Here is a 21,128-nt window from a genome sequence, read left to right on the forward strand (position 1 = left end):
ACGCCATCCGTATCGGTTGCATGGTCACAGGCTTGCTGCTGACCGTGCCGGCCTTCGCACAACAATCCAGCGCGGACGCACGCTTCAAGCATCTCTACGAGCAGGAATGGGCCTGGCGTACCGGACAGGCCGGTGTGAGCGCTTCCGGCGAAGGGCAGCCGAACAATGGCCGCCTCGACCAGGTCGATGCCAGGCGCCAACAAGAGCGGCTCGATTACTGGCAAAAAGTCATGAGCCAGCTGGAGGCGATCAACCCGAAGGAGCTTTCGCCCGCGCAGCAGGTGAATTACGCCATCTATCGCGAGCAGATCCGCAATTTCATCGCCGACCAGCAGTTCAAGCAATGGCAGATGCCGTTCAACAGCGACTCGGCATTCTGGAGCGAACTCGACGGCGACCTGGGCGCCGATTCGCTGCATAACGAGACCGACTACCGCCGGTATGTCGATCGACTGGGCCAGGTGACCGCGTATTTCGACCAGGAAATCGCCAACATGCGCGCGGGCTTGAAGCGCGGCTTCAGCGTGCCGAAGGCGGTATTGGCAGGACGCGATGTTTCCATCGCGGCCGTCGCCGATGCGAAAGACCCCACGCAAACCTCTTTCTATGAGCCGCTGCAGCACATGCCATCGAGCATTCCAGCGGTGACGGCGGCGGCGATCCAGGCGGACGCGCGCGAAAAGATCAACCGCGCCGTCATTCCGGCCTATCAAAAGCTGCTCGCTTTTTTCCGCACGGAATATGTGCCGCAAGCGCGTACCACGCTGGCGGCGGAAGCCCTGCCCGACGGCAAGGATTACTACCGCCAACAGATCCGCGAATACACCACGCTCGATCTGGACCCTGACGCCATCCACAAGATCGGCCTGGAGCAGGTGGAAAAAATCCACGCCCAGATGCTCGACACCCTGCATGCCACCGGCTTCAAGGGCAGCTTCGCCGACTTCCTGCATTTCCTGCGCACCGACCCGCAGTTCTACGCCAAGACGCCAGAGGAGCTGCTCGACAAGACCGCGTGGGTCACCAAGGAAGTGGATGGCCAGCTGGGCAAGTTCTTCGGCCACCTGCCGCGTTCGCGCTTCACCATCGAGCCAGTGCCGGATGCGATCGCGCCGTATTACACCTCCGGGCGCGGCGGTCCGGACGTCTATCTGGTCAACACCTACGACCTGCCATCGCGCCCGCTCTACAACATGCCGGCGCTGACCTTGCACGAGTCGTATCCCGGCCATGCCCTGCAACTGGAACTGGCCGAAGAACAGCACGACCAGCCCGCGTTCCGCCGCAACAGCTACATCTCCGCCTATGGCGAAGGCTGGGCGCTGTACGCGGAATATCTCGGCAACGAGATGGGCATCTACAAGACGCCCTACCAGCGCTTCGGCTATCTCACCTACCAGATGTGGCGCGCCTGCCGCCTGGTGGTCGATACAGGCATCCACCACCTCGGCTGGACCCGCCAGCAGGCCATCGACTACATGACCGAAAACACGGCGCTTTCCGATCGCGAGATCGCCAACGAGGTCGACCGCTACATCAGCTGGCCGGGACAGGCGCTATCGTACGAGCTGGGTTATTTGAAGATGCTTGATTTGCGGGCCAAGGCCGAGAAGGCGCTGGGGCCGAAGTTCGATCTGCGTGCCTTCCACGATACGGTGCTGTCCATCGGCTCGGTACCGCTGCCGGTGCTGGCGCAGCGCATCGACCGTTTTATTGCCGAAGGCGGTCCGGAGCCGGATCCCGGCTGCGATTGCGCCAAGCATCAGCCATAAATGGGGGCCTTGGCACGAACTTCACAGATGAAGTAGTATGCATTTAAACTTTATCGGGAGAGTCAGCCATGACAGCCCATGCCCTCCATCATCGGTTTGCCCCTGCCGAGGAAATGAGCGGCCCCGCCCTGCGCGCCTTTTTCAACATGGCCGAACGCTGGAACCTGCGCATCAGCGAACAGCGCCGGCTGCTGGGCGAACCACCCGAATCCACCTTCTATAAATGGAAGCGTCACCAGGACGGTGCACTGGGACGCGATACGCTGGAGCGCATCAGCTATTTGCTCGGCATCTACAAGGCACTGCAGATCCTGTTTCCCAATCACGACCAAGCCGATGCCTGGCTGCACAAACCCAATCGCTCGCCGCTGTTCGGCGGGCAATCGGCGCTGGATCGCATGCTGTCGGGCAACGTGGCCGATCTGTACGTCGTTCGACAATACCTGGACGCGCAACGCGGCTGGTAAGCGCACCGTCGCAGTTGGCGAGAAGTCGTTCCGGCATCATTTCCCTCAACGTCGAACACGGACGAACACGATGCTGCGGTGATGTGCCGCGGCCCACGCCATGCCTACCGACACGCCTCCCCTACGCCGCATCCGCTGGGCGCATGCCTATCGCATCGTGCCGAGCCGCTTTCCGCCAGCCGGCTTGTTCGATCGCATTGCCGATCCGGCCGATATGGATGCAATCTTCGCCATCGAAGCGATGACCAATCCGCGCCTGCGCGAAGAGGCGGATGCCTTGCGCCTGGTGCCGCGGGATCGCCGTATCAGCGGCCCTGGCTCGACACCGGTGATGGCCGCATTCACTCATCTGAATCCGGAAGGCAGCCGCTTTTCCGACGGCACCTGGGGCGTGTTTTATGCGGCGCGCAACGTGATCACCGCCGTGGAAGAAACCGTCTACCACCGCGAGCGCTTTCTTGCGGCTACGTCAGAGCCTGCATGCGATGCGGAGATGCGTTGCTACCGCACCAGCATCGACTGCAAGCTGCACGACATCCGCGGCGGCTGGATGCAGGCGCATGACCCGGACAGCTACGCCGACAGCATCAAGCTTGCGCGCAAGCTGCTTGAAGAAGGCTCCAACGGCATCGTGTACGACAGCGTGCGTCATCGCGGTGGCGAATGCCTGGCGGCGTTCTATCCCGACGTGGTTGCACCCTGCGTGCAGGCGCAGCACCTGATCTATCGCTGGGATGGCCAGCATATTGCGCAAGTTCTTGAGGTGAGCGAATTGAAGCGCCGTTGATGCGCTGGCGATGTCCGTCACGGGACTATGATCGCCACTTCCACGATCCTCGCGGGAACATCATGAAGATCCTGCTGCCGCTGTTGCTTGCCCTGCTACCGTCTTTCGCTTGTGTCGCGCAGACCCATCATGCGCAGTGGAATGCCGCGATCGAGGCGTTCGAATCCTCCGATCGCGCCAACCCACCGCCGCAGTATGCGGTGCTGTTTATCGGCAGTTCGTCGATCGAGCATTGGAAATCCGTGGCGGCGGACTTCCCCGAAGTGAACGTCATCAACCGCGGTTTCGGCGGTTCAGAGCTGAGCGACTCCACTTATTTTGCCGACCGCATCATCAAGCCCTACCATCCGCGCGCGATCGTCTTGTACGCGGGCGACAACGATTTGTATGACGGCCACACGCCGCAGCAAGTGCACGACGATTTCGTGGCGTTCGTGAACAAGGTGCGCTCGTTCGATCCCGGGGTGGCGATTGCTTTTGTCGCGATCAAACCGAGCATGGCGCGCAAGGCACTGTTGCCGAAGATCAGGCAGGCTAATGAGTTGGTGAGCCACTACGCGACGACACAGAAGAACGTGGCGTATATCGATATATTCACGCCGATGCTCGGGGCTGATGGCCAACCGCAGCCGAAATGGTTCGTCGAGGATGGGCTGCATATGAACCGCACGGGTTATGAGCTGTGGATCGGGCTGCTCAAGCCGTGGGTGGACGCACACGGGCGGTGACGTAACGCGTGGGCTGGGTTAACAGCGTAACCCCGCCATGTGCTTCGAAGACATCGGGTTACCCTGCGCTAAATCGTCCTACGCGACAACTGGCGCATCAAGTATCCGCGTCGGTCGCAAATCCTTCGCGCGTGCCGCGATTGAACACGCGATCGCTTTCCAGCACATCCGCCGCCGCGCGCGCCGTCTGCTGTTGCAACTTGGCATAGATCGGCGTGAAATCCGGCCGCGTCGCTTCGAACAGTTGCTCGAAGCTGTCGATGACGAAATACGTCTGCTGATAGGTGTCGATGCGGTAGCGCGTGTTCATCACGCGCTCCAGGCCGAAGCCGATGCGGTTGGGGGCGGCTGAATCCAGGCAGTAGATCGATTCGCCCTTGGAGCTGACGATGCCCGCGCCGTAGATGCGCATGCCTTCGCCGGTATTTATGAGCCCGAATTCCACCGTGTACCAGTACAGGCGCGTCAGGTTCATCAGCGCTTCGGGGCCGATGCCGAAGGCCTTCATGCCGCCGCGGCCATAGGCCTGCATGTAGTCGGCAAAGACCGGATTGAGCAGCAGCGGCACGTGGCCGAACAGGTCGTGGAACAGGTCCGGTTCGCTCAGGTAGTCCAGCTGTTCGGGCTTGCGGATCCACCAGGACACCGGGAAGCGGCGGTTGGCGAGGTGGTCGAAAAACACTTCGTCCGGCAACAGGCCTTCCACGGCGACCAGTTCCCAGCCGGTGGTCTTGCCCAGCACCTGGTTGAGATCGGCGAATTTGGGAATGCCACCGTCGCCCAGGCCGAAGCGTTCGACGCCTGCCAGGAATTCACGGCAGGCCCGGCTGGGCAGCAGCTCGCGCTGGCGCTTGTACAGCGTGTCCCACACCTCATGGTCTGTGCGGCTGTAGCTGGACCACGGCTGTTCCACCACGCCGGTGGCGTAGACGGGGACATAACCACGGTCGGTCTGCTGGTGTTCGACGCGGCGTGGGGGGCTGGACGTGTCCATCGACGGCTCCGAAAAGGACGTGCGGGGTTATCCATAGGATACGTCCCACATCGCGCATGTTCCTTGTGTTGTTGTGCGGAAAAGCGCCATACGCGCAATAATCATGCGTCATACGAGTTTTGGCAGGAGATATCGTGCATGGTCACCCTGGATCGCACCGATTTGCGTGTGCTGGCCGTGCTGCAGGCCGAGGGGCGCATTACCAATGCGGAGCTGGCCGAGCGGGTGAACCTGTCGCCTTCCGCCTGCCTGCGCCGCCTGCAACGGCTGGAGGGGGAGGGAGTGCTTACCGGCTATAGCGCGCAGGTCGATCCGGAAGCCGTCGGGCTGGGCTTGCAGGCATTCGTGCGCGTGCAGCTGACGCGCCACGAAAGCGATGTGATCGAGCGCTTCGTAGAGCGTGTAAATGGCTGGGATGAGGTCGTGAGTTGCTACGCGCTCACCGGCGACATGGATTACCTCATGCACATCTACGTGGCGGACCTGCAGCACTTCTCGCGCTTCCTGCTCGATCGTCTGCTCAATGCCTCCGGCGTGGCGGACGTGAACTCAAGCTTCGTGCTGCGCACGGTAAAGCGGGCAGGGGCTTTGCCGTTGACGCAACTGGAACGGTGATTCAGCCGTTCTCGTTCGCCAGCTGCAGCGGCACCGAATCATCGCGGCGCCGACTGCGCAATGCGAGGAACGCTGCCATCACACCTGTCGCACCTGCGATGACAAACGGCGTGGGATAGCTGCCTAGCTGCACGCGCAACACGCCCGCCATGAATGCCGCCGTCGCCGCAACGACTTGATGCCTTGCGACCACCCAGCCGAACACCACCGGCGCATCGTGCTCGCCGAATGCATGGGTGGTAAGGCGCAACGCAGGCGGCTCGGTGGCGCGGTGGTTGATCGACGCGTCGTAGTTCCACGCTGCGTGGTCGGCTGGATCCAGGCCTCGCGGCGTATGGCTTGAAGGTTGTGCATTTCCAATCCCCTGGCCAGTTGGCAGAGATCGTCGATCGATAACAGCTCGTGGCCATCAAGGTTGGCAAGCGCCATCTGCACCAGACTTGCGCCCTCGTCGGCGGCGATCCTGCGTTTGCGCCAGACGTCCAGTTGCATGTGCAGCACTTCGCGAAGTGCGAGCGGCGAAGGGCTGGAAAGGGCCGCGCGAATCTGCGCGAGGCTCAGCCCCCGGCCTTCAGGACCACGATGGCGTCGAGCCGCACCAGGTGCTCATGCCATAGACTCGCCAACCGTTCGCCGACCGCGATGGCTTGATCGGCCCTGCGCGTTCGTAGATACGCAGGGCGCGTGCGCTCGGGCCGGTGCGGCGGGCGCATTCGGCAACGCTGATGGACAGCTTAGGATTTGGTTTCTTCATACCGGCGTCGAGCTCAGGAATTGACCTCGGGTCAAGGTCAAGCATTGTGTTCAACACGCGACAGCCGGGAGAGTGCGTTTACGTGGTCGATTAACGCTAAACTAACCACCCTGATGAGCATCGACGCCGTTACCCCCTCCGACCGTGACCTGTTGCGCCCGCTGCGTTACCTGTGGCGCGTGCCGCTGCTGCTGGTGCACATAGTGCTTGGCATCATGCTGTGCGGGTTCATCCTCACCTGGCGCCGCGATGACGTCATGAAGAACGGGCGCGAACCGTTCACCCATCGCATGATCCGCGCGTGGTCCACCGGACTGATGCGTGTCTTCGGCTTGCGCTCCGTACGCGTCGGGCAGCCGCTGAGCGATCCGGTGCTGTTCGTCGCCAATCACACCTCGTGGATCGATATCGAGCTGCTGCACAGCCAGCGCGCGGCCTGCTTCGTGGCCAAGGCGGAAATCGCCAGCTGGCCGCTGGTCGGCTGGCTGGCGGCGAGCGGGGGCACCATCTTCCATCGGCGCGGCAGCAACCACTCGTTGGCGGCGGTGATGCAGGTGATGGTGGAACGCATGCGCGCCGGCCGGTCCGTGGCGGTGTTTCCCGAAGGCGGCACCGGCCACAACGGTGTGCTGAAAGTGTTCCATGCGCGCATCTTCCAGGCGGCGCTCGATGCAGAAGTTCCCGTGCAGCCGGTGGCGCTGCGCTTTGTGCGCGCTGGCAAGCGGCAGATCGATGCCGGTTTCCGCGACAACGAGAACTTCCTGCAAAATTTCCTGCGCATGCTCGGTGGCGCGGCGATGGATGCGGAAGTGCATTTCCTGGAGCCGGTACCGGCCAGTCCCGACGGCCGTCGCCGCATGGCGGAGCTGTCGCGCGAACGCATTGCCGCCGCGCTCGAGGATCGCGCTGCATGACGTTGCCGCAAGGACGCGACTTTCAACCGCCGTGGCCGCTGACCAGCGGCCATATCCAAACCATGCTCTCTTCCAGCGGCGTGCGGCGCACATTGCTGCCGCGCCGTGCGTATCGCGTGCTGGATGGTGCGCAGGAAGTAATGGTGGACGGTGGCAGCGGCATTCGCCTGACCGGTTCTTTCACACCGCAAAAACGGCAATCGGCAGCGCGCGGCCTGGCCGTGCTGTTCCACGGCTGGGAAGGCAGTGTCGATTCCACCTACGTGCTGCAAACCGGCAGCCGCCTGCTGGAAGACGGCTGGGATGTTTTCCGCCTCAACTTCCGCGACCACGGCGAAAGCCACAGGCTCAACGAAGCGCTGTTCCATTCCTGCCGCATCGATGAAGTGGTGCATGCGCTGGGCGATATCGCGCGCCGCTGGCCTGCCCGCGTGATGGCGCTGGCGGGATTTTCGCTCGGCGGCAATTTCGCGCTGCGCGTAGCGATGCAGGCGCCGGCGCATGGCATCCCGCTCAACTATGCCTTGGCGGTGTGTCCCATCATCGATCCCAGTGAAGGTCTGTTCTCGCTGGAAGAATCCGCGCCATGGTTCTACCAGGCGTATTTCATGAACAAGTGGCGGCGCTCGCTGCGCGCCAAGCAGAAAGCGTTTCCGGAAGTGCAGTACTTCGAGTTGCAGGAATTGAAGCAGAACCTGCGCGGCCTGACCGAATCGCTGGTCTTGCGCCATACCGATTTCGGTTCGCTCGAAGCCTATCTGGACGGCTATTCGGTAGCTGGCCGCATCCTCCAGCAGATGCAGATTCCGGCCACCATCCTGACCGCGCGCGATGATCCGGTGATTCCGGTCACGGCGTTCGAGAGACTGGAATTGCCGAACAACGTCGAACTCGATATCGCCACCTATGGCGGACACTGCGGCTTTATCCGCGGCTGGGACATGACCAGCTTCTGCGACGACTACATCTCTGCACGTTTCAACGCCATCGCATAACCCCAGTGGCCGTCATACCTGCTTATCGGGATGACGGTCCGGGGGCAAAACTGCATGTCATGACAAACGATTAGCCGGCTACCACGTCCGCGTTTACGCGCTGGACACGCCGGCTTTGCCGTTGCTGCACGCGTTCTCGTTGGAGGAACTGTGCGCGGCGACGGCCGGGCACGTGCCGGCGGATCTTGCTGAGCGTCACCCGTCGCCTCAATCCGGCGTGGCTGCCTGAGTACCCGTTCGCAGAACAAGCCGAAAAGAGCAATTTTCACGCCGGCACAGCACGCTGTATGGCACATGGAATACGGGCCGCGACAGGATGTCCTTCGGATCGAGGAGGAATGCTGGCATGTTGCACTACGCCCTGGTCTTTCTGGTCATCGCCGCGATCGCTGCCCTGCTTGGTTTTACCGGCATAGCCGGTACGGCCACGTGGATTGCCAAGCTGCTGTTCGTGCTGTTTCTGGTGCTGGCGGTGATCGCTTTTTTCCGCCGGGCCAGCTGAACAATGTGCGGAATGATTCAGCCAACAGCGCGGCAAACCGTTAGAGTGAACCTTCTGATCTCACGGAGCAACGTCATGAACAACGAAGTCCAGACGAACGACGACAACGTCCACGGACGCATCGACCAAGGCGCCGAGCGCATTAAACAGGCCACTTCCGATGCCGTAGCGAGCAGCAAGGAAAAATTTGATCGCGCTGCCGATCGCGTCGAAGAACGCGTGCATCACGCCACCGACAAGGCCGCGCACGCCGCCAATCGCGCCAGCGACAAGGTCAGCGAGGCCACCGAGCGTGGGCGCGAAGCGTATGACCATGCCAGGGAACGCGCCGACGAATGGCTGGAAGAAGTACGCGAATACGTGCGCGAGAAACCTGTGCAGGCCGTAGCCATTGCCCTTGGTGCCGGCTGGCTGCTCGGCCGCATCCTGCGTCGTTGAACTTGGCCGGTTACTAGGCACGGAGGCGGGCGATGCACGATTCCGTGCGCGACAACCAAGCAGATGCGCAGCCCAAGCCAGGCAGCGAAGCCGAATCGAACGGCTTGCTCGACGACCTGGGCCGGCTCGCGCGCGCGGTGCGCAGCCTGTTCGGCGCGCAACTGAGCCTGCTCGCGGCCGAACTGGGATTGGCGCGCAGCGCCGTGTCCTGGCTGCTTGCAGCGGGCCTGGGTGCCACCATCGCGGGGGTGGGGCTCGGGCTCACCTTGCTCAGCTTGATCGGTTTTCTGCTGGCCAAATGGCTGGGTTCGTGGATCTGGGCGCTGGCCGTGCTCTCCGTGCTGGAAGTGCTGGTACTGCTTGGCACCATCCTGCTCTTCCGCCGCTGCATGCATTGGATGAGCCTGCCGGGCACGCGGCAGGAATGGCGTGCGATCATGCGCGATACGCTCTACAAGGCCGAGCGCGATATCGATACCGGCAAGGGGGTCTGACATGGGCTTGTTCAAGCAACTGGCCAGAGTGGACCAGGCGCGCCAGCGCGTGGCCCGGCATCGCGAGGAAATGGCCAGGCCGGCCGCCGCCCTGCTCGAACGCGGCTACCACCATCCACTGGCGACGGTCGGTGCCGCTGCCGGCGCGGGGTTCGTGCTCGGCAGCCTGGGCGTAGGCCCGCTCAGGGTGCCGGGGCTGCTCGCCTCCGTAAGCGCCGGGTTGGCGGAAGTGGTCGCGTACGGCACGCGCCTGATCGCCGAAATGGGCATGGACGACGGCACCTACGCCAGCCACAGCGACGAACCATGACCGCCGTCGACCCCACGGCGCGGCCCAGTGTGGCCCCCGTGGATGAAACACCGCGCGGAGCGCCGTCCGCGCGGGTTTCCGCCGGCCGGGCGAAACAGGTGCAACAGGCCACGCGGGGCGTCTATCGCCTGCGCGGCCATGTGCGCGCCATCCGCATGACGCTCAACGCGCTGCTGATCCTCGCCCTGCTCTACACCGTCACCCTGGTCAAGGCGCTGATCATTCCGCTGGTGCTGGCCGCCTTCATCGGCCTGGCGTTGAACCCCATCGTCGCGCGCGGCACGCGCCACCACATACCGCGCTGGCTCGGCGCGAGCGTGTTGATGGTCACGCTCATGGCGGGCATCGTCGCCGGCATCAGCATGCTGACCCAGCCCGCACTGAGCTGGCTGCATAGCGCGCCGTCGCAGATCCGCAGCTTTGTTCCCAAGCTGCAACACCTCACCCGCCCGCTGGAAGCGGCAAGCCGCGCCACGCAGACCTTGGTCAACGGCCACCCCACCCTGTCGGCGCAAAATCCCGGGGACGTTGCGATCAGCGCGTGGGATGTGCTGGCCGGCGCACCGAAGGTATTGGCCGCTGTGCTCACCGTATTGCTGCTGGTGTATTTCTTCCTGGTCTATGGCGACCTCATCCTGCGGCGGCTGGTCGAGATCGCCCCGAGCTTCGGCTATAAGCGGCACGCGGTAAGCATCGTGCGCGGCATCCAGACCGAAGTGTCGCGCTACATCCTTACCACCATCCTCATCAACGCATCGCTCGGCGTTGCCACCGCCGGCATGCTGTACCTGCTGCACATGCCCGATCCGCTGCTATGGGGCACGGTGGCGATGTTCGCCAACTTCATTCCCTACGTGGGCGCGATCGTTACCACCACCACCTTGCTGTTCGTGGGGCTGATCCATTTCGAAGTGCTGGCCGACGCGTTGTTGCCCGCGCTGTGCTTCGCATGCATCACGGCGGTGGAGGGCAATCTCATTACGCCGATGATTCTGGGGCGACGCATGCGCGTGAGCCCCATCGCCATCCTGATCTGGCTGTTGATCTGGGGCTGGCTATGGGGCGTGCCAGGAGCGCTGCTGGCGGTACCGATGCTGACCAGCGCGAAGCTGATCGCCGAGCGCGTGCGCGGATGGGAGTGGTTTGCACGGATGGTGCAGCGCTGAGATTTACCGGAATAACATTACGGCAACGGTATGCCAATGAGCGGTGATGTTGGGGTTCGGGTCCGCCTCACCGCCTCACGCAACCTACGTCGCTATGTATGGCCGTCGTTCCCGCGAAAGCGGGAATCCATTTGCTCCGGTGCACCAATGAATGGACACCCGCTTTCGCGGAAATGACGGCGGTGGATGGTGGGTTTACGTCATGGTGCCTCGGCGAGGTTCGAGCAGCTGGCGTCGTCACACGCTTGCCAGCCACCGCCAAGCGCCTTGTACAACGCGACCGCGCGCGTATCGATCGCGCTTTCCGATTGCGCGAGCGCATCTTCGGCGGACAGCTGCACGCGTTCGGCATCCAGCAATTCCAGATAACCGGTCGCGCCTTCCCGATAACGCACACGTGCCAATTCGGCCGCACGCCGGCTTTGGTCCGCCTGCGCCATCAACTGCTCCACGCGTGCGTGCTCGGCGTTGTAGTTGACTACAGCGTTGTCGACATCTTCCACTGCTTGCAGCACCGTGCGCCGGTAATTCGCTTCGGCGGCATCGGCACGCGCTTCGCTGGCATGCAGGTTCGAACGCACGCGTTCCACGTTCAAACCGTTCCAGGTGATGCTAGGCATGTATGACCAGGCCCGCGACGCAGGACCGCCAAAATTATTGCTTTGTCCGGCGAGAAATCCGACGAAGCCACCCAGCGTGATATGCGGAAAGAAATCCGCCTTCGCCACGCCGATGCGTGCGGTGGCGGCTGCATATTGCCGTTCCGCGATGCGCACATCGGGGCGGCGTGCAAGCACGTCGCCGTTCTCGCCGATCGGCAACACGGTCGTGATCGGCTTGAACGTGGTCGGCGATACGTCGACGTCCAGCTCGCCCGGACGCTCGCCCACCAGCACCGCAAGCCGGTATTCGTAGCTGCGAATCTGCGCATCGAGCACCGGCAATTGCGCCTTGGCCGCGCTGAGCTGTGCGCTGGCGCTCGCCACGTCCTGTTCCGAGGCGGTACCGATTTGCGCCCGCGCATTGATCAGCTTCAGCGAATCCGCCTGGTTGGCGATATTGCGCTGGGCAATCGCCAGGCGCTGTTGCGTACCGCGCAACGCGAAGTAGTTGCGTGCGACTTCGGCGAACAGGCTTACCTGTGCGTCGTGCATGGAAGCTTCGCTGGCGCCGAGATCCGCACGCGCCGCCTCCACCGAACGACGAATGCCGCCGAACAGATCGAGTTCCCACGAGGCATCGAAACCTGCCTGATACGTATCGGTCGTCACCCGCTGCGTGGTGAAGCCGGGCTGCTGCTCACGCGCACGCTGGAAATCGATCGTCGTGTCGAGGGTGGGAATCTGATCCGATTTCGCCGTGCCGAGCAGCGCACGCGATTCGGCCAGCCGCGCCCGTGCCAGCGCCAAATCGAGGCTGCCCTTGGCCGCACGCTGGATCAGCGCATCCAGCACCGGATCGTTGAACTGCTTCCACCACGTGGCCTGGAACTGTGCGTTGCTTTCACGCGCCGTATCGACGTTCTGCACGTTGGCCGGTGGTGTGTTCGGCGCCTTGTAGTTCGGTCCCACGCTGACGCAACCGGCCAGCGCGAGTGCCGCAAACAAGGTGGTATTACGTAGAAGACGAGTCATCTCAATGCCCCTCCAAGGCGGGCAAGTTGGATGCGTGCTGCTTCTTGCGCGCTTCGCGGCGTTCCACCACGGCGCGGATCAGCACGTAGAACAATGGGGTATAGATCAGGCCGAAGATGGTCACGCCGAGCATGCCGGAGAACACCGCCACGCCCATCGCATGGCGCATTTCCGCCCCGGCGCCGTGCGAGGTCACCAGCGGCACCACGCCCATGATGAAGGCAATCGACGTCATCAGGATCGGGCGCAAGCGCAGGCGAGCCGCTTCCAGCACCGCGTCATAACGGGTCATGCCTTCATGCTGGCGTTCGCGTGCGAATTCCACGATCAGGATCGCGTTCTTGCACGCCAGGCCCACCAGTACGATCAAGCCGATCTGGGTGAAGATGTTGTTGTCGCCTCCCGACAGCCATACACCGGCAATCGCTGACAGCAGCACCATCGGCACGATCAGGATTACCGCCAGCGGCAGCGACCAGCTCTCGTACAGCGAGGACAGCACCAGGAACACCAGCAGCACGCATAACGGGAACACCAGGATGGCGGTGTTGCCGGCAAGGATCTGCTGATAGGTGAGCTCGGTCCACTCGTAGCTCATGCCGTTGGGCAGGTTTTCCTGCGCGAGCTTTTCCATCGCCGCCTGCGCCTGGCCCGAACTGAAGCCCGGCGCCGGACCCCCGTTGATTTCAGCCGTGATGTAGCCGTTGTAATGCTGTACGCGTTCCAGGCCTGCGGTACGGCGCACCGTCAGGAACGAACCCAGCGGTACCATCTCGCCCTTGTCGTTGCGGGTCTTCAGCTGCAGGATGTTCTGCGGCTCATGCCGGAACGCGGGCTCGGCCGATACATTCACCTGGTACACGCGGCCGAAGCGATTGAAGTCGTTGACATACAGCGAGCCCAGATAGGCCTGCAGCGCTTCGTTCGCGTCATTCAGGTCGATGCCTTCCTTCTTCGCCTTCTCGCGATCCACATCCGCATCGATCTGCGGCACGCTCACCTGATAGCTGGAGAACAGTCCCGCCAGCGCGGGCACCTTGCGGCTCTGCGTGATCAGGTTCTGCGTTTGCTTGTACAACTCGTCGAAACCAAGCTGGCCGCGATCCTCGATCTGGATACGGAAACCCCCGATGGTGCCGAGGCCTTGCACGGGCGGCGGCGGGAAGGTAGCGATGTACGCATCCTGGATCGTGGCGAACTTCTGGTTCAACGCGGCAGCGATCGCACCCGCGGAGAGCGAAGGATCGCGACGCTCCTCGAACGGCTTCAGCGTCTCGAACACGATGCCTGCGTTGGTGGCATTGGTGAAGCCGTTGATCGACAGGCCCGGGAATGCCACCGCGCTCTGCACGCCGGGCTGCTTGAGCGCAATCGCCGACATGCGGCGGATCACGTCCTCCGTGCGGTCGAGCGAGGAGGCATCCGGCAACTGCGCGAACGACACCAGGTATTGCTTGTCCTGCTGTGGCACGAAGCCGGTCGGCACGTGATGGAAGCCGAAGCCGGCGAGCGCAATCAGGCCTGCATATACCACCAGCGCCACCGGCCCAAGGCCGACGATGCGACGCACGCCGCCGACGTAGCGATCAGCACTGCGATGGAAGAAGCGATTGAACGGACGGAAAAGCCAGCCGAAGGCCTTGTCCATCAGGATCGCCACGCGATCCTTCGGCGCATCGTGTCCACGCAGCAGCACGGCGGCGAGCGCCGGGCTCAGGCTGAGCGAATTGAAGGCGGAAATAACCGTGGAAATGGCAATCGTCAACGCGAACTGGCGATAGAACTGGCCGGTGAGGCCGCTGATGAACGCCGTCGGGATAAACACCGCGCACAGCACCAGCGCCGTGGCGATGATCGGCCCGGTCACTTCGTTCATCGCGCGTCGCGTGGCCTCACGCGGCGTGTAGCCCAGCTCGATATTGCGCTCGACGTTTTCCACCACCACGATCGCGTCGTCCACCACGATGCCGATCGCCAGCACCAGGCCGAACAGCGACAGCGCGTTGAGCGAAAAGCCCGCCACGTACATCACCGCGAACGTACCGATCAGCGACACCGGCACGGCCACCAGCGGAATCACCGACGCACGCCAGGTCTGCAGGAACAGGATCACCACCAGCACGACCAGGAAGATCGCTTCCACCAGCGTATGCGCCACGGCTTCGATCGAACCGCGCACGAATACCGTCGGGTCGTACACGATGTGGTACTCAATGCCCTGCGGGAAGTCCTTGCTCAGATCCTTCATCGTCGCGCGGACTTCGTCTGAGATCTGGATTGCATTGGAACCAGGCCGCGCAAAGATCGGAATCGCCACCGCCGGCTGGTTGTCCAGCAAGCTGCGCAAGGCGTATTGGTTGGAACCCAGTTCGATGCGCGCGACGTCGCGCAGATGCACCACGCTGCCATCCGGATCGGTGCGCACGATGATGTTGCCGAATTCTTCCTTGGTGCTCAGGCGGCCTTGCGTGTGGATATTGAGCTGGAAGTCGGTATTGCCCGGTACCGGCGGCGCATTCAGCGCACCGGCAGCCACGGCGACGTTCTGCTCCTGGATCGCGTGCACCACGTCGCCGGTGGTCAAGCTGCGCTGGGCCAGTTTGTTCGGGTCCAGCCATACGCGCATGCTGTATTCGCCGGCGCCGAACAGCTGCACGTCGCCCACGCCATCAAGCCGGGCGAGGATGTCCTTGATGTGCAGGCGCGCGTAATTCGACAGGTAGAGCATGTCGTAGCGCTTATCCGGCGAGGTCAGGTGCACCACCATGGTGAGGTCGGGTGAACTTTTTTGCGTCGTCACGCCCAGGCGCTGCACTTCTTCCGGCAGGCGCGGCAAGGCTTGCGAGACGCGGTTTTGTACTTCCACCTGCGCGTTGTTGAGATCGGTGCCCAGCGCGAAGGTGACGGTGAGCGTCATCTGGCCGTCGCTGGTCGCCTGCGAGGAGGAATACAGCATGCCTTCCACGCCGTTGATCTGCTCTTCCAGCGGCGTGGCGACGGTTTCGCCGATCACTTCCGGGCTGGCGCCCGGGTAGTTCGCGCGCACCACTACGGTGGGCGGCACCACTTCGGGGTATTCGCTGATCGGCAACTTGAATACCGCGATGCTGCCCGCGATCACGAAGATCAGCGAAAGCACGGCGGCCATGATCGGCCGGTCGACGAAAAACTGTGCGATGTTTTTCATTGAAGTTCTCTTAAATTCAATGCGCTCCTCGTTTGCGAGGAGCCATGTATTTCCTTGCCGTCATTCCCGCTTTCGCGGGGATGACGGCATAGTGTGTTCACCGAGACGTGTAGGCGCTTAGCCTCACTAGAAGCAAACTGCTTAGCCCTGCGAACGCTTCTGCGCATTCCTGCCATCCGCCTGCGCCGTGCGCGAATCCTTGTTGTCCGGATTCGTCTCCGCCGCATCGACCAAGGCCTTGTCCTGCGCATCCAGCCGGTAATCCATCGCCACCTGCTGCGGATTCACTTCCGCACCCGGACGCACATGCTGCAGGCCATTGACCACCACCACGTCGCCGGCGTTGAGGCCGTCATCGATCACGCGCAGGCCATGGAACAGCGGACCGATGTCGACCTTGCGGTACTGCACCTTGTGCTGGCCATCCACCACATACACGAACTGGTTGCTCAGATCCGTGCCGACGGCGCGATCGTCGATCAGCACACGCGAACGCGGCTGACCGGCCTGCAGGTGCACGCGTGCGTACAAGCCAGGGGTGAGCAGGCCGTTTTCTTCGTCGAACACGGCGCGCAGACGCATCGTGCCGGAGCCCGGACGTACCTGGTTGTCGACGAAGTCGATGCGACCCTCATGCGGATAGCCTTGTTCGTCGGACAGGCCCATGGTGGCTTCGATGCGCGGGGTGCGGCCGTTCTTGATCGCATCGCGGCGCAGGCGGTCGAGTTTCAGCCAGGTGTGTTCATCCACGTCGAAATAGACGTAGACCGGATTGACCGACACCACGCTGGTGAGCACGTCGGAACTCGACACCAGGTTGCCCGCCTGGATGTGCGCATTGCTGACGCGGCCATCGATCGGTGCGCGTACCTGCGTCCAGTCCAGGTTGAGCTTGGCCGTGGCCAGCGCCGCGGTGGACGCTTCCAGCGTGGCCTTTGCGCTTTGCTCGGCAGTGTTCTGGCTGTCGGCGTCTTCCTGCGATACCGCGTGCTGGGCAAGCAGGCGGCGTGCGCGGTCGGCATTGGCCTGGGCCAGTGCGAGTTGCGCTTTCGCCTGCGCCACGTTGGCGCTCAGCCGATCGACTTCGGCCTGGAACGGGCGCGGGTCGATCACGAACAGCACGTCGCCCTTGTGTACTTCGGTACCTTCCTTGAACAGCACACTATTGACGTAACCGCTGACGCGCGGGCGTACGTCGACGGTATCGACCGCCTGCAACTGGCCGGTGAAGTCGGCGCTGTCGCTGACCGGGCGCACCATTACCGGGGCCACGGTCACTTCGGGCGGGCCGCCTTGTGCGGCTTGGGCGTGAGCGCTGCCACCACCATGGCTGCCCAGCAGTGCCCAACTGCCGGCAATGGCTGCTACGACCAGGCCGGCCAGGATTGTCTTCTTCAACATCACTCGCTCCCAATTTTTGTCGGTTGCAGGGAAAAGGGCAGTCCTGCGCTTTCCGATGCATCGAGCCGCGCGGATGCCCGGGCTCGGTTACGTCGACATCAGGCGGTTGCCATGCCTGATGTGCGACAGGCCATCCTTTGGCCTGTGCTGACAGGGCGCCTATTGCCGTGCCAGACTTGGCTTGTCGCAGTGCAGCAGGATTGCGACGGAACGAATGATGGGTACACCGTACAGTTTAGAAAATCCGTTCCTTGCGCAAGCCACTCGTGACTATCAGTCATGAATGGGCGCATAATCGCCCGCAGTCCATATTCTGGAACATGCTATGGAAGACTTTTCCGCTATTTCGTCTTTCGTCCGGGTGGTAGAAGCGAAAAGTTTTGCGTCGGCCGCCGCTCAATTGGGGATGACCCCTTCCGGCGTCAGCCGCGCCGTATCCCGGCTGGAGGAACAGCTCGGCGTGCGGCTTCTGTTCCGCTCCACCCGTGCCCTGCGCCTGACCGACGATGGCGCCTCGTTCTATACGCGTTGCAAGGAGATCCTTGCTGATCTGGCCGAGGCGACCGAATCGCTGGGCTATGCCCACCGCAAGCCGCAGGGCAAGTTGCGGGTCGGCATGTCGGCCTCGGTGGGGCGCGCGGCGATCGTGCCGCAGCTGTCGGAGTTCGAGCGCCGCTACCCGGATATCCGGCTGGAACTGATGATGTGCGACTACCCCTACGACTTGAACGAGGAAGGGGTGGACTGCGCCATTCGCATGGGCGAGCTGGAAGATTCCAGCCTGATCGCCCGCAAGATCGGCTACCTGCGCAATGTGCTGCTGGCCTCCCCGGAATACCTGGAGCGCCACGGCTACCCGGACAGCATCGAGGACCTGAAGAACCACCGCTGCATCAACTACGTCTACGCCAATGGCAAGCCGCGCTTGTGGCAGTTCGACACACCCACCGGCCGCATGGAGCTGGACGTCAATGCCCATCTGCTGATCAACGACGGCGAGTCGGTGATCCAGGCGGCGATGGCCGGCTTGGGCATCATCCAGGCGCCGCACGTGCTGGCGGCGTGTGCGCTGGACCTGGGCAAGCTGGAGCCGATCCTTCCCGATACGGTATCCACAGGCAAGAACGTGTGGATCGTCTATCCGCAGAAGAAGCATCTGTCCGCGCGCGTGCAGGCCTTCATCGAATGGGCGCGCGAGCTGTTCGAGCGGCCGTTCGAGGACATCTGCCCGATGGCGCCGGTGGTGGAGGCGTTCCGCCCGCCGCTGCCGGCCGTGCGGAAGGAAAAGCCGGTGCTGGCGCAATGAGGGTGCTTCAAGGCAGTGTTGCCTTAACCCGTTTCGTCCTGATGGGTTTTGTTCCCGTCACCCCGGCGAAAGCCGGGGCCTGGCGACTTTGAAGGCCAATCAAGGTACTGGGCCCCGGCTTTCGCCGGGGTGACGGGGTTTTGAAGTTTTACAGGCTCCCAGGAAGGAGGCGCCTCATGTCCCAGCTGGCATCAACAACAACAGCGCCGCCCCCAGCGCAATGCGATACACCGCGAACCACGTAAAGCGGTGCGTGCGGATATAACCCAGCAACCACTTCACCGCCACGAACGCCACCACCAGCGACACCACGAAGCCGACGATCAACGCGCCCCAATCTTCGTGCGCCGCGCCGCCGCTCTTGAGCACCTTCAACAGCTCATAACCGGTCGCCGCATACATGGTCGGAATGCCGACCAGGAACGAAAACTCCGTCGCCGCCGGCCGATTGCTGGTACCGGCCAGCATCGCCGTGAAGATCGTCGCCCCCGAGCGCGAGGTACCCGGAAAAATACCCGCCACCATCTGCGCCAGCCCAACCAGGATCGCCACCCGCCAGGTCACCTCGCGGCGATCCACCTGCTTGGCGGCAATCGCTTCGGCACCCAGGATCCAGAAACCGCCGATCAGCAAGGCCCAGGCGATCGGCGTCACCGTTTCCGGCAGCTTGAAGCCATAGTGCGTCACCACCAGGCCGAGCACGCAGGTGATCAGGAACGCCACCAGCAGCTTCAGCAGATAAGCGCGATTGGCGGGCTCCTGCCATTGGGTCAGCAACTCCCAGATGCGCTTCCAGTAGATCAGCGTAATTGCCAGGATCGCGCCCGCCTGGATGCCGACATTGAACAGGTCGGAGCGGCCGCCGAGCCCTAGGCTTTCGGCAATCAGCAGGTGGCCGGTACTGGAGACCGGCAGGAATTCGGTAATACCCTCGATGATGCCGAGCAGGATGACGTGGAGGAGGTCGTGCACGTGGAAGACTCCAGGTGAATGGGCGAAGGCGCCGCCGCGACGCCAAAAACGATATAGCGTAAAGCTTAGTGTTGCCTTGCCAGCCGGTTAACCGCGGCAAGCTTATCCAGTGCGACCTGACGTGAATCATGCAGACGACCCGCCACCCCACCGAAGTACCGCCGCATTTGCGCGAGTTGGCGAAGCTGCGCCGCGTGCGCGACCGGATCGACCGCGAATACGCGCAACCGCTGGATGTCGAAGCGCTCGCCCGCGGCGTGAACATGTCGGCGGGGCATCTTAGCCGCCAGTTCCGGCTTGCCTATGGCGAATCACCCTATTCCTATCTGATGACACGCCGCATCGAGCGCGCGATGGCGTTGCTGCGCCGTGGCGATCTCAGCGTGACCGACGTCTGCTTCGAGGTAGGCTGCTCCTCGCTCGGCACCTTCAGCACGCGCTTCACCGAACTGGTCGGCATGTCACCCAGCGCTTACCGCCGTCAGCAAGCGCAGGCGGCGGCAGGGATGCCTTCGTGCGTGGCCAAACAAATCACCCGCCCGATCAGGAATCGAGAAGCGCCGCTGCCCGAGCCGTCATTAGAGTGATCGCACCGCTCATCACCAGGGAACGATCACCATGAACCTCAGCATTCACTCCACCTTTCTCCCGCAGACCGATCCGGAAGCATCGCTGGCCTTCTACCGCGACGTGCTCGGCTTCGAGGTCCGTAACGACGTCGCCTACGGCGGGATGCGCTGGATCACCGTCGGTCCGGTCGGCCAGCCCGGCACGTCGATCGTGCTCACGCCGCCGGCCATCACGCCCGGCCTCACCGACGACGAGCGCCGCACCATCACCGAGATGATGGCCAAGGGCACCTACGCCATGATCATCCTGGCCACCCAGGATCTCGACGGCACCTTCGAACGCATCCAGGCCACCGGCGCCGAGGTCATCCAGGAGCCAACCGCGCAACCGTATGGCGTGCGCGATTGCGCCTTCCGCGACCCTGCCGGCAATCACGTTCGCATCAATGAAGTGCGCTAGGCCCTGTCGATCAGCACAGCCTGGCCGTTTTCGTACGGCCAGGTTAGCGATGAAACCACCTAGGCACCATATGAGTGCAAATTAATCCCCCATATGGTGCAAACAGGGTGGGTACCAATGACCCCTTTTTATGCAATCATTTGAAGTTCCGGGTGTTTTCACGTTGGTACGGTGCTTGCTCTAACAGCACGCGCGATCCCTAAATTCACGAATCATCGAGGTTTTACATGTCCGCCAAGAAAGTGCTCGACCTGATCCAGGAGAAAGAGGTCGAGTTCGTCGACCTGCGTTTCGCCGACATGCTCGGCAAGCACCACCACGTCACCTTCCCGGCCCATGCCATCGACGAATCGACGTTCGAGGACGGCAAGATGTTCGATGGTTCCTCGATCTCGGGCTGGAAGGGCATCAACGAATCGGACATGGTGCTGCTGCCCGACCCGGACACGGCCTACCTCGATCCGTTCAGCGCCCACACCCAGCTGGTCCTGCATTGCGACGTGCTGGAGCCCAGCACCATGCAGGCCTACGGTCGCGATCCGCGTTCCATCGCCAAGCGCGCCGAGGCGTTCCTGAAGTCCACGGGCATCGCCGATACCGCCTTCTTTGGCCCGGAGCCGGAATTCTTCATCTTCGATTCCGTGCGCTGGCAGAACGACATGG

At 62.8% G+C, this 21,128-nt stretch carries 22 protein-coding genes; 16 read left to right on the forward strand and 6 right to left on the reverse strand.

Annotation, left to right across the window (positions count from 1 at the left end; translation table 11 throughout):
- Positions 1–20 precede the first annotated feature (20 nt).
- The 4 genes from V7M64_RS12920 (at position 21) to V7M64_RS12935 (ending at position 3,754) form a co-directional block, all read left to right on the forward strand.
- Positions 21–1,772, forward strand: a complete 1,752-nt coding sequence (locus tag V7M64_RS12920) for a DUF885 family protein (RefSeq protein ID WP_333679612.1) — start codon at positions 21–23, stop codon at positions 1,770–1,772.
- A gap of 68 nt (positions 1,773–1,840) precedes the next feature.
- On the forward strand, positions 1,841–2,239 hold the full coding sequence (locus tag V7M64_RS12925) for an MbcA/ParS/Xre antitoxin family protein (RefSeq protein WP_333679583.1): 399 nt from the start codon (positions 1,841–1,843) through the stop codon (positions 2,237–2,239).
- Between the two features lie 100 nt (positions 2,240–2,339).
- A complete protein-coding gene (locus V7M64_RS12930; protein WP_333679585.1) occupies positions 2,340–3,026 on the forward strand; it encodes an RES family NAD+ phosphorylase in 687 nt (228 codons plus the stop codon).
- Positions 3,027–3,088: 62 nt separating this feature from the next.
- A complete protein-coding gene (locus V7M64_RS12935; protein ID WP_333679587.1) occupies positions 3,089–3,754 on the forward strand; it encodes an SGNH/GDSL hydrolase family protein in 666 nt (221 codons plus the stop codon).
- A gap of 97 nt (positions 3,755–3,851) precedes the next feature.
- On the opposite strand, the gene phhA is transcribed toward V7M64_RS12935, so the two are convergent.
- On the reverse strand, positions 3,852–4,748 hold the full coding sequence (gene phhA / locus V7M64_RS12940; RefSeq protein WP_333679588.1) for a phenylalanine 4-monooxygenase: 897 nt from the start codon (positions 4,746–4,748) through the stop codon (positions 3,852–3,854).
- 138 nt (positions 4,749–4,886) lie between these two features.
- On the opposite strand from phhA, the gene V7M64_RS12945 reads away from it, so the two are divergent.
- Positions 4,887–5,363, forward strand: a complete 477-nt coding sequence (locus V7M64_RS12945) for an Lrp/AsnC family transcriptional regulator (RefSeq protein WP_333679589.1) — start codon at positions 4,887–4,889, stop codon at positions 5,361–5,363.
- Between the two features lies 1 nt (position 5,364).
- On the opposite strand, the gene V7M64_RS12950 is transcribed toward V7M64_RS12945, so the two are convergent.
- Positions 5,365–5,613 carry a hypothetical protein gene (locus tag V7M64_RS12950; protein ID WP_333679590.1) on the reverse strand — a complete coding sequence of 83 codons (249 nt, stop codon included), beginning with the start codon at positions 5,611–5,613 and terminating at the stop codon, positions 5,365–5,367.
- A 617-nt stretch (positions 5,614–6,230) separates the two neighbouring features.
- On the opposite strand from V7M64_RS12950, the gene V7M64_RS12955 reads away from it, so the two are divergent.
- From V7M64_RS12955 to V7M64_RS12985, 7 genes are all read left to right on the forward strand, one after another.
- Positions 6,231–7,031, forward strand: a complete 801-nt coding sequence (locus V7M64_RS12955; protein ID WP_333679591.1) for a lysophospholipid acyltransferase family protein — start codon at positions 6,231–6,233, stop codon at positions 7,029–7,031.
- Positions 7,028–8,026, forward strand: coding sequence for an alpha/beta fold hydrolase (locus V7M64_RS12960; protein WP_333679592.1), 999 nt, complete (start codon positions 7,028–7,030; stop codon positions 8,024–8,026). The genes V7M64_RS12955 and V7M64_RS12960 overlap by 4 nt, the downstream gene beginning before the upstream one ends.
- Before the next feature lie 346 nt (positions 8,027–8,372).
- Positions 8,373–8,528 (forward strand): DUF1328 domain-containing protein, encoded by a 156-nt coding sequence (locus V7M64_RS12965; RefSeq protein ID WP_333679593.1) that lies wholly within the window; start codon positions 8,373–8,375, stop codon positions 8,526–8,528.
- 75 nt (positions 8,529–8,603) lie between these two features.
- Complete coding sequence (locus V7M64_RS12970) at positions 8,604–8,966, forward strand: hypothetical protein (RefSeq protein ID WP_333679594.1); 363 nt, start codon at positions 8,604–8,606, stop codon at positions 8,964–8,966.
- 32 nt (positions 8,967–8,998) lie between these two features.
- Positions 8,999–9,460, forward strand: a complete 462-nt coding sequence (locus V7M64_RS12975) for an ABC transporter ATP-binding protein (RefSeq protein WP_333679596.1) — start codon at positions 8,999–9,001, stop codon at positions 9,458–9,460.
- Position 9,461: 1 nt separating this feature from the next.
- Positions 9,462–9,770, forward strand: coding sequence for a hypothetical protein (locus V7M64_RS12980; protein WP_333679597.1), 309 nt, complete (start codon positions 9,462–9,464; stop codon positions 9,768–9,770).
- A 155-nt stretch (positions 9,771–9,925) separates the two neighbouring features.
- Entirely contained in the window at positions 9,926–10,936 is a 1,011-nt protein-coding gene (locus V7M64_RS12985) for an AI-2E family transporter (RefSeq protein ID WP_333679613.1), read from the forward strand.
- A gap of 200 nt (positions 10,937–11,136) precedes the next feature.
- Here the strand turns inward: V7M64_RS12985 and V7M64_RS12990 are convergent, their stop codons facing one another.
- The 3 genes from V7M64_RS12990 to V7M64_RS13000 all read right to left on the reverse strand — a co-directional run bounded on the left by V7M64_RS12990 (position 11,137) and on the right by V7M64_RS13000 (position 17,158).
- Complete coding sequence (locus tag V7M64_RS12990) at positions 11,137–12,570, reverse strand: efflux transporter outer membrane subunit (protein ID WP_333679598.1); 1,434 nt, start codon at positions 12,568–12,570, stop codon at positions 11,137–11,139.
- A gap of 1 nt (position 12,571) precedes the next feature.
- Positions 12,572–15,757 (reverse strand): efflux RND transporter permease subunit, encoded by a 3,186-nt coding sequence (locus V7M64_RS12995; RefSeq protein ID WP_333679599.1) that lies wholly within the window; start codon positions 15,755–15,757, stop codon positions 12,572–12,574.
- 141 nt (positions 15,758–15,898) lie between these two features.
- Positions 15,899–17,158 (reverse strand): efflux RND transporter periplasmic adaptor subunit, encoded by a 1,260-nt coding sequence (locus tag V7M64_RS13000; protein WP_333679600.1) that lies wholly within the window; start codon positions 17,156–17,158, stop codon positions 15,899–15,901.
- Positions 17,159–17,483: 325 nt separating this feature from the next.
- Here V7M64_RS13000 and V7M64_RS13005 point away from each other — a divergent pair, with 325 nt between their 5' ends.
- Complete coding sequence (locus tag V7M64_RS13005; protein ID WP_333679601.1) at positions 17,484–18,464, forward strand: LysR family transcriptional regulator; 981 nt, start codon at positions 17,484–17,486, stop codon at positions 18,462–18,464.
- A 174-nt stretch (positions 18,465–18,638) separates the two neighbouring features.
- On the opposite strand, the gene V7M64_RS13010 is transcribed toward V7M64_RS13005, so the two are convergent.
- Complete coding sequence (locus V7M64_RS13010) at positions 18,639–19,436, reverse strand: undecaprenyl-diphosphate phosphatase (RefSeq protein WP_333679602.1); 798 nt, start codon at positions 19,434–19,436, stop codon at positions 18,639–18,641.
- Positions 19,437–19,564: 128 nt separating this feature from the next.
- Between V7M64_RS13010 and V7M64_RS13015 the strand changes: the two genes are divergently transcribed.
- The 3 genes from V7M64_RS13015 to V7M64_RS13025 form a co-directional block, all read left to right on the forward strand.
- Positions 19,565–20,023, forward strand: coding sequence for a helix-turn-helix transcriptional regulator (locus V7M64_RS13015; RefSeq protein ID WP_333679603.1), 459 nt, complete (start codon positions 19,565–19,567; stop codon positions 20,021–20,023).
- A gap of 31 nt (positions 20,024–20,054) precedes the next feature.
- Positions 20,055–20,465 (forward strand): VOC family protein, encoded by a 411-nt coding sequence (locus V7M64_RS13020; protein ID WP_333679605.1) that lies wholly within the window; start codon positions 20,055–20,057, stop codon positions 20,463–20,465.
- Positions 20,466–20,692: 227 nt separating this feature from the next.
- Positions 20,693–21,128 (forward strand): glutamine synthetase beta-grasp domain-containing protein (locus tag V7M64_RS13025; protein ID WP_333679607.1); only part of this gene is annotated, 436 nt, incomplete at its 3' end.

Origin of the sequence: Dyella sp. (assembly GCF_036746095.1) — a bacterium.
In the GTDB taxonomy this organism is placed as follows: Bacteria; Pseudomonadota; Gammaproteobacteria; order Xanthomonadales; family Rhodanobacteraceae; genus Dyella_B.

Coding starts and splice junctions, on each gene's coding strand:
- V7M64_RS12920 (WP_333679612.1), top strand. CDS start 21: ATGGTCACAGGCTTGCTGCTGACCGTGCCGGCCTTCGCACAACAATCC.
- V7M64_RS12925 (WP_333679583.1), top strand. CDS start 1,841: ATGACAGCCCATGCCCTCCATCATCGGTTTGCCCCTGCCGAGGAAATG.
- V7M64_RS12930 (WP_333679585.1), top strand. CDS start 2,340: ATGCCTACCGACACGCCTCCCCTACGCCGCATCCGCTGGGCGCATGCC.
- V7M64_RS12935 (WP_333679587.1), top strand. CDS start 3,089: ATGAAGATCCTGCTGCCGCTGTTGCTTGCCCTGCTACCGTCTTTCGCT.
- phhA (WP_333679588.1), bottom strand. CDS start 4,748: ATGGACACGTCCAGCCCCCCACGCCGCGTCGAACACCAGCAGACCGAC.
- V7M64_RS12945 (WP_333679589.1), top strand. CDS start 4,887: ATGGTCACCCTGGATCGCACCGATTTGCGTGTGCTGGCCGTGCTGCAG.
- V7M64_RS12955 (WP_333679591.1), top strand. CDS start 6,231: ATGAGCATCGACGCCGTTACCCCCTCCGACCGTGACCTGTTGCGCCCG.
- V7M64_RS12960 (WP_333679592.1), top strand. CDS start 7,028: ATGACGTTGCCGCAAGGACGCGACTTTCAACCGCCGTGGCCGCTGACC.
- V7M64_RS12965 (WP_333679593.1), top strand. CDS start 8,373: ATGTTGCACTACGCCCTGGTCTTTCTGGTCATCGCCGCGATCGCTGCC.
- V7M64_RS12970 (WP_333679594.1), top strand. CDS start 8,604: ATGAACAACGAAGTCCAGACGAACGACGACAACGTCCACGGACGCATC.
- V7M64_RS12975 (WP_333679596.1), top strand. CDS start 8,999: ATGCACGATTCCGTGCGCGACAACCAAGCAGATGCGCAGCCCAAGCCA.
- V7M64_RS12980 (WP_333679597.1), top strand. CDS start 9,462: ATGGGCTTGTTCAAGCAACTGGCCAGAGTGGACCAGGCGCGCCAGCGC.
- V7M64_RS12985 (WP_333679613.1), top strand. CDS start 9,926: ATGACGCTCAACGCGCTGCTGATCCTCGCCCTGCTCTACACCGTCACC.
- V7M64_RS12990 (WP_333679598.1), bottom strand. CDS start 12,570: ATGACTCGTCTTCTACGTAATACCACCTTGTTTGCGGCACTCGCGCTG.
- V7M64_RS12995 (WP_333679599.1), bottom strand. CDS start 15,757: ATGAAAAACATCGCACAGTTTTTCGTCGACCGGCCGATCATGGCCGCC.
- V7M64_RS13000 (WP_333679600.1), bottom strand. CDS start 17,158: ATGTTGAAGAAGACAATCCTGGCCGGCCTGGTCGTAGCAGCCATTGCC.
- V7M64_RS13005 (WP_333679601.1), top strand. CDS start 17,484: ATGGAAGACTTTTCCGCTATTTCGTCTTTCGTCCGGGTGGTAGAAGCG.
- V7M64_RS13015 (WP_333679603.1), top strand. CDS start 19,565: ATGCAGACGACCCGCCACCCCACCGAAGTACCGCCGCATTTGCGCGAG.
- V7M64_RS13020 (WP_333679605.1), top strand. CDS start 20,055: ATGAACCTCAGCATTCACTCCACCTTTCTCCCGCAGACCGATCCGGAA.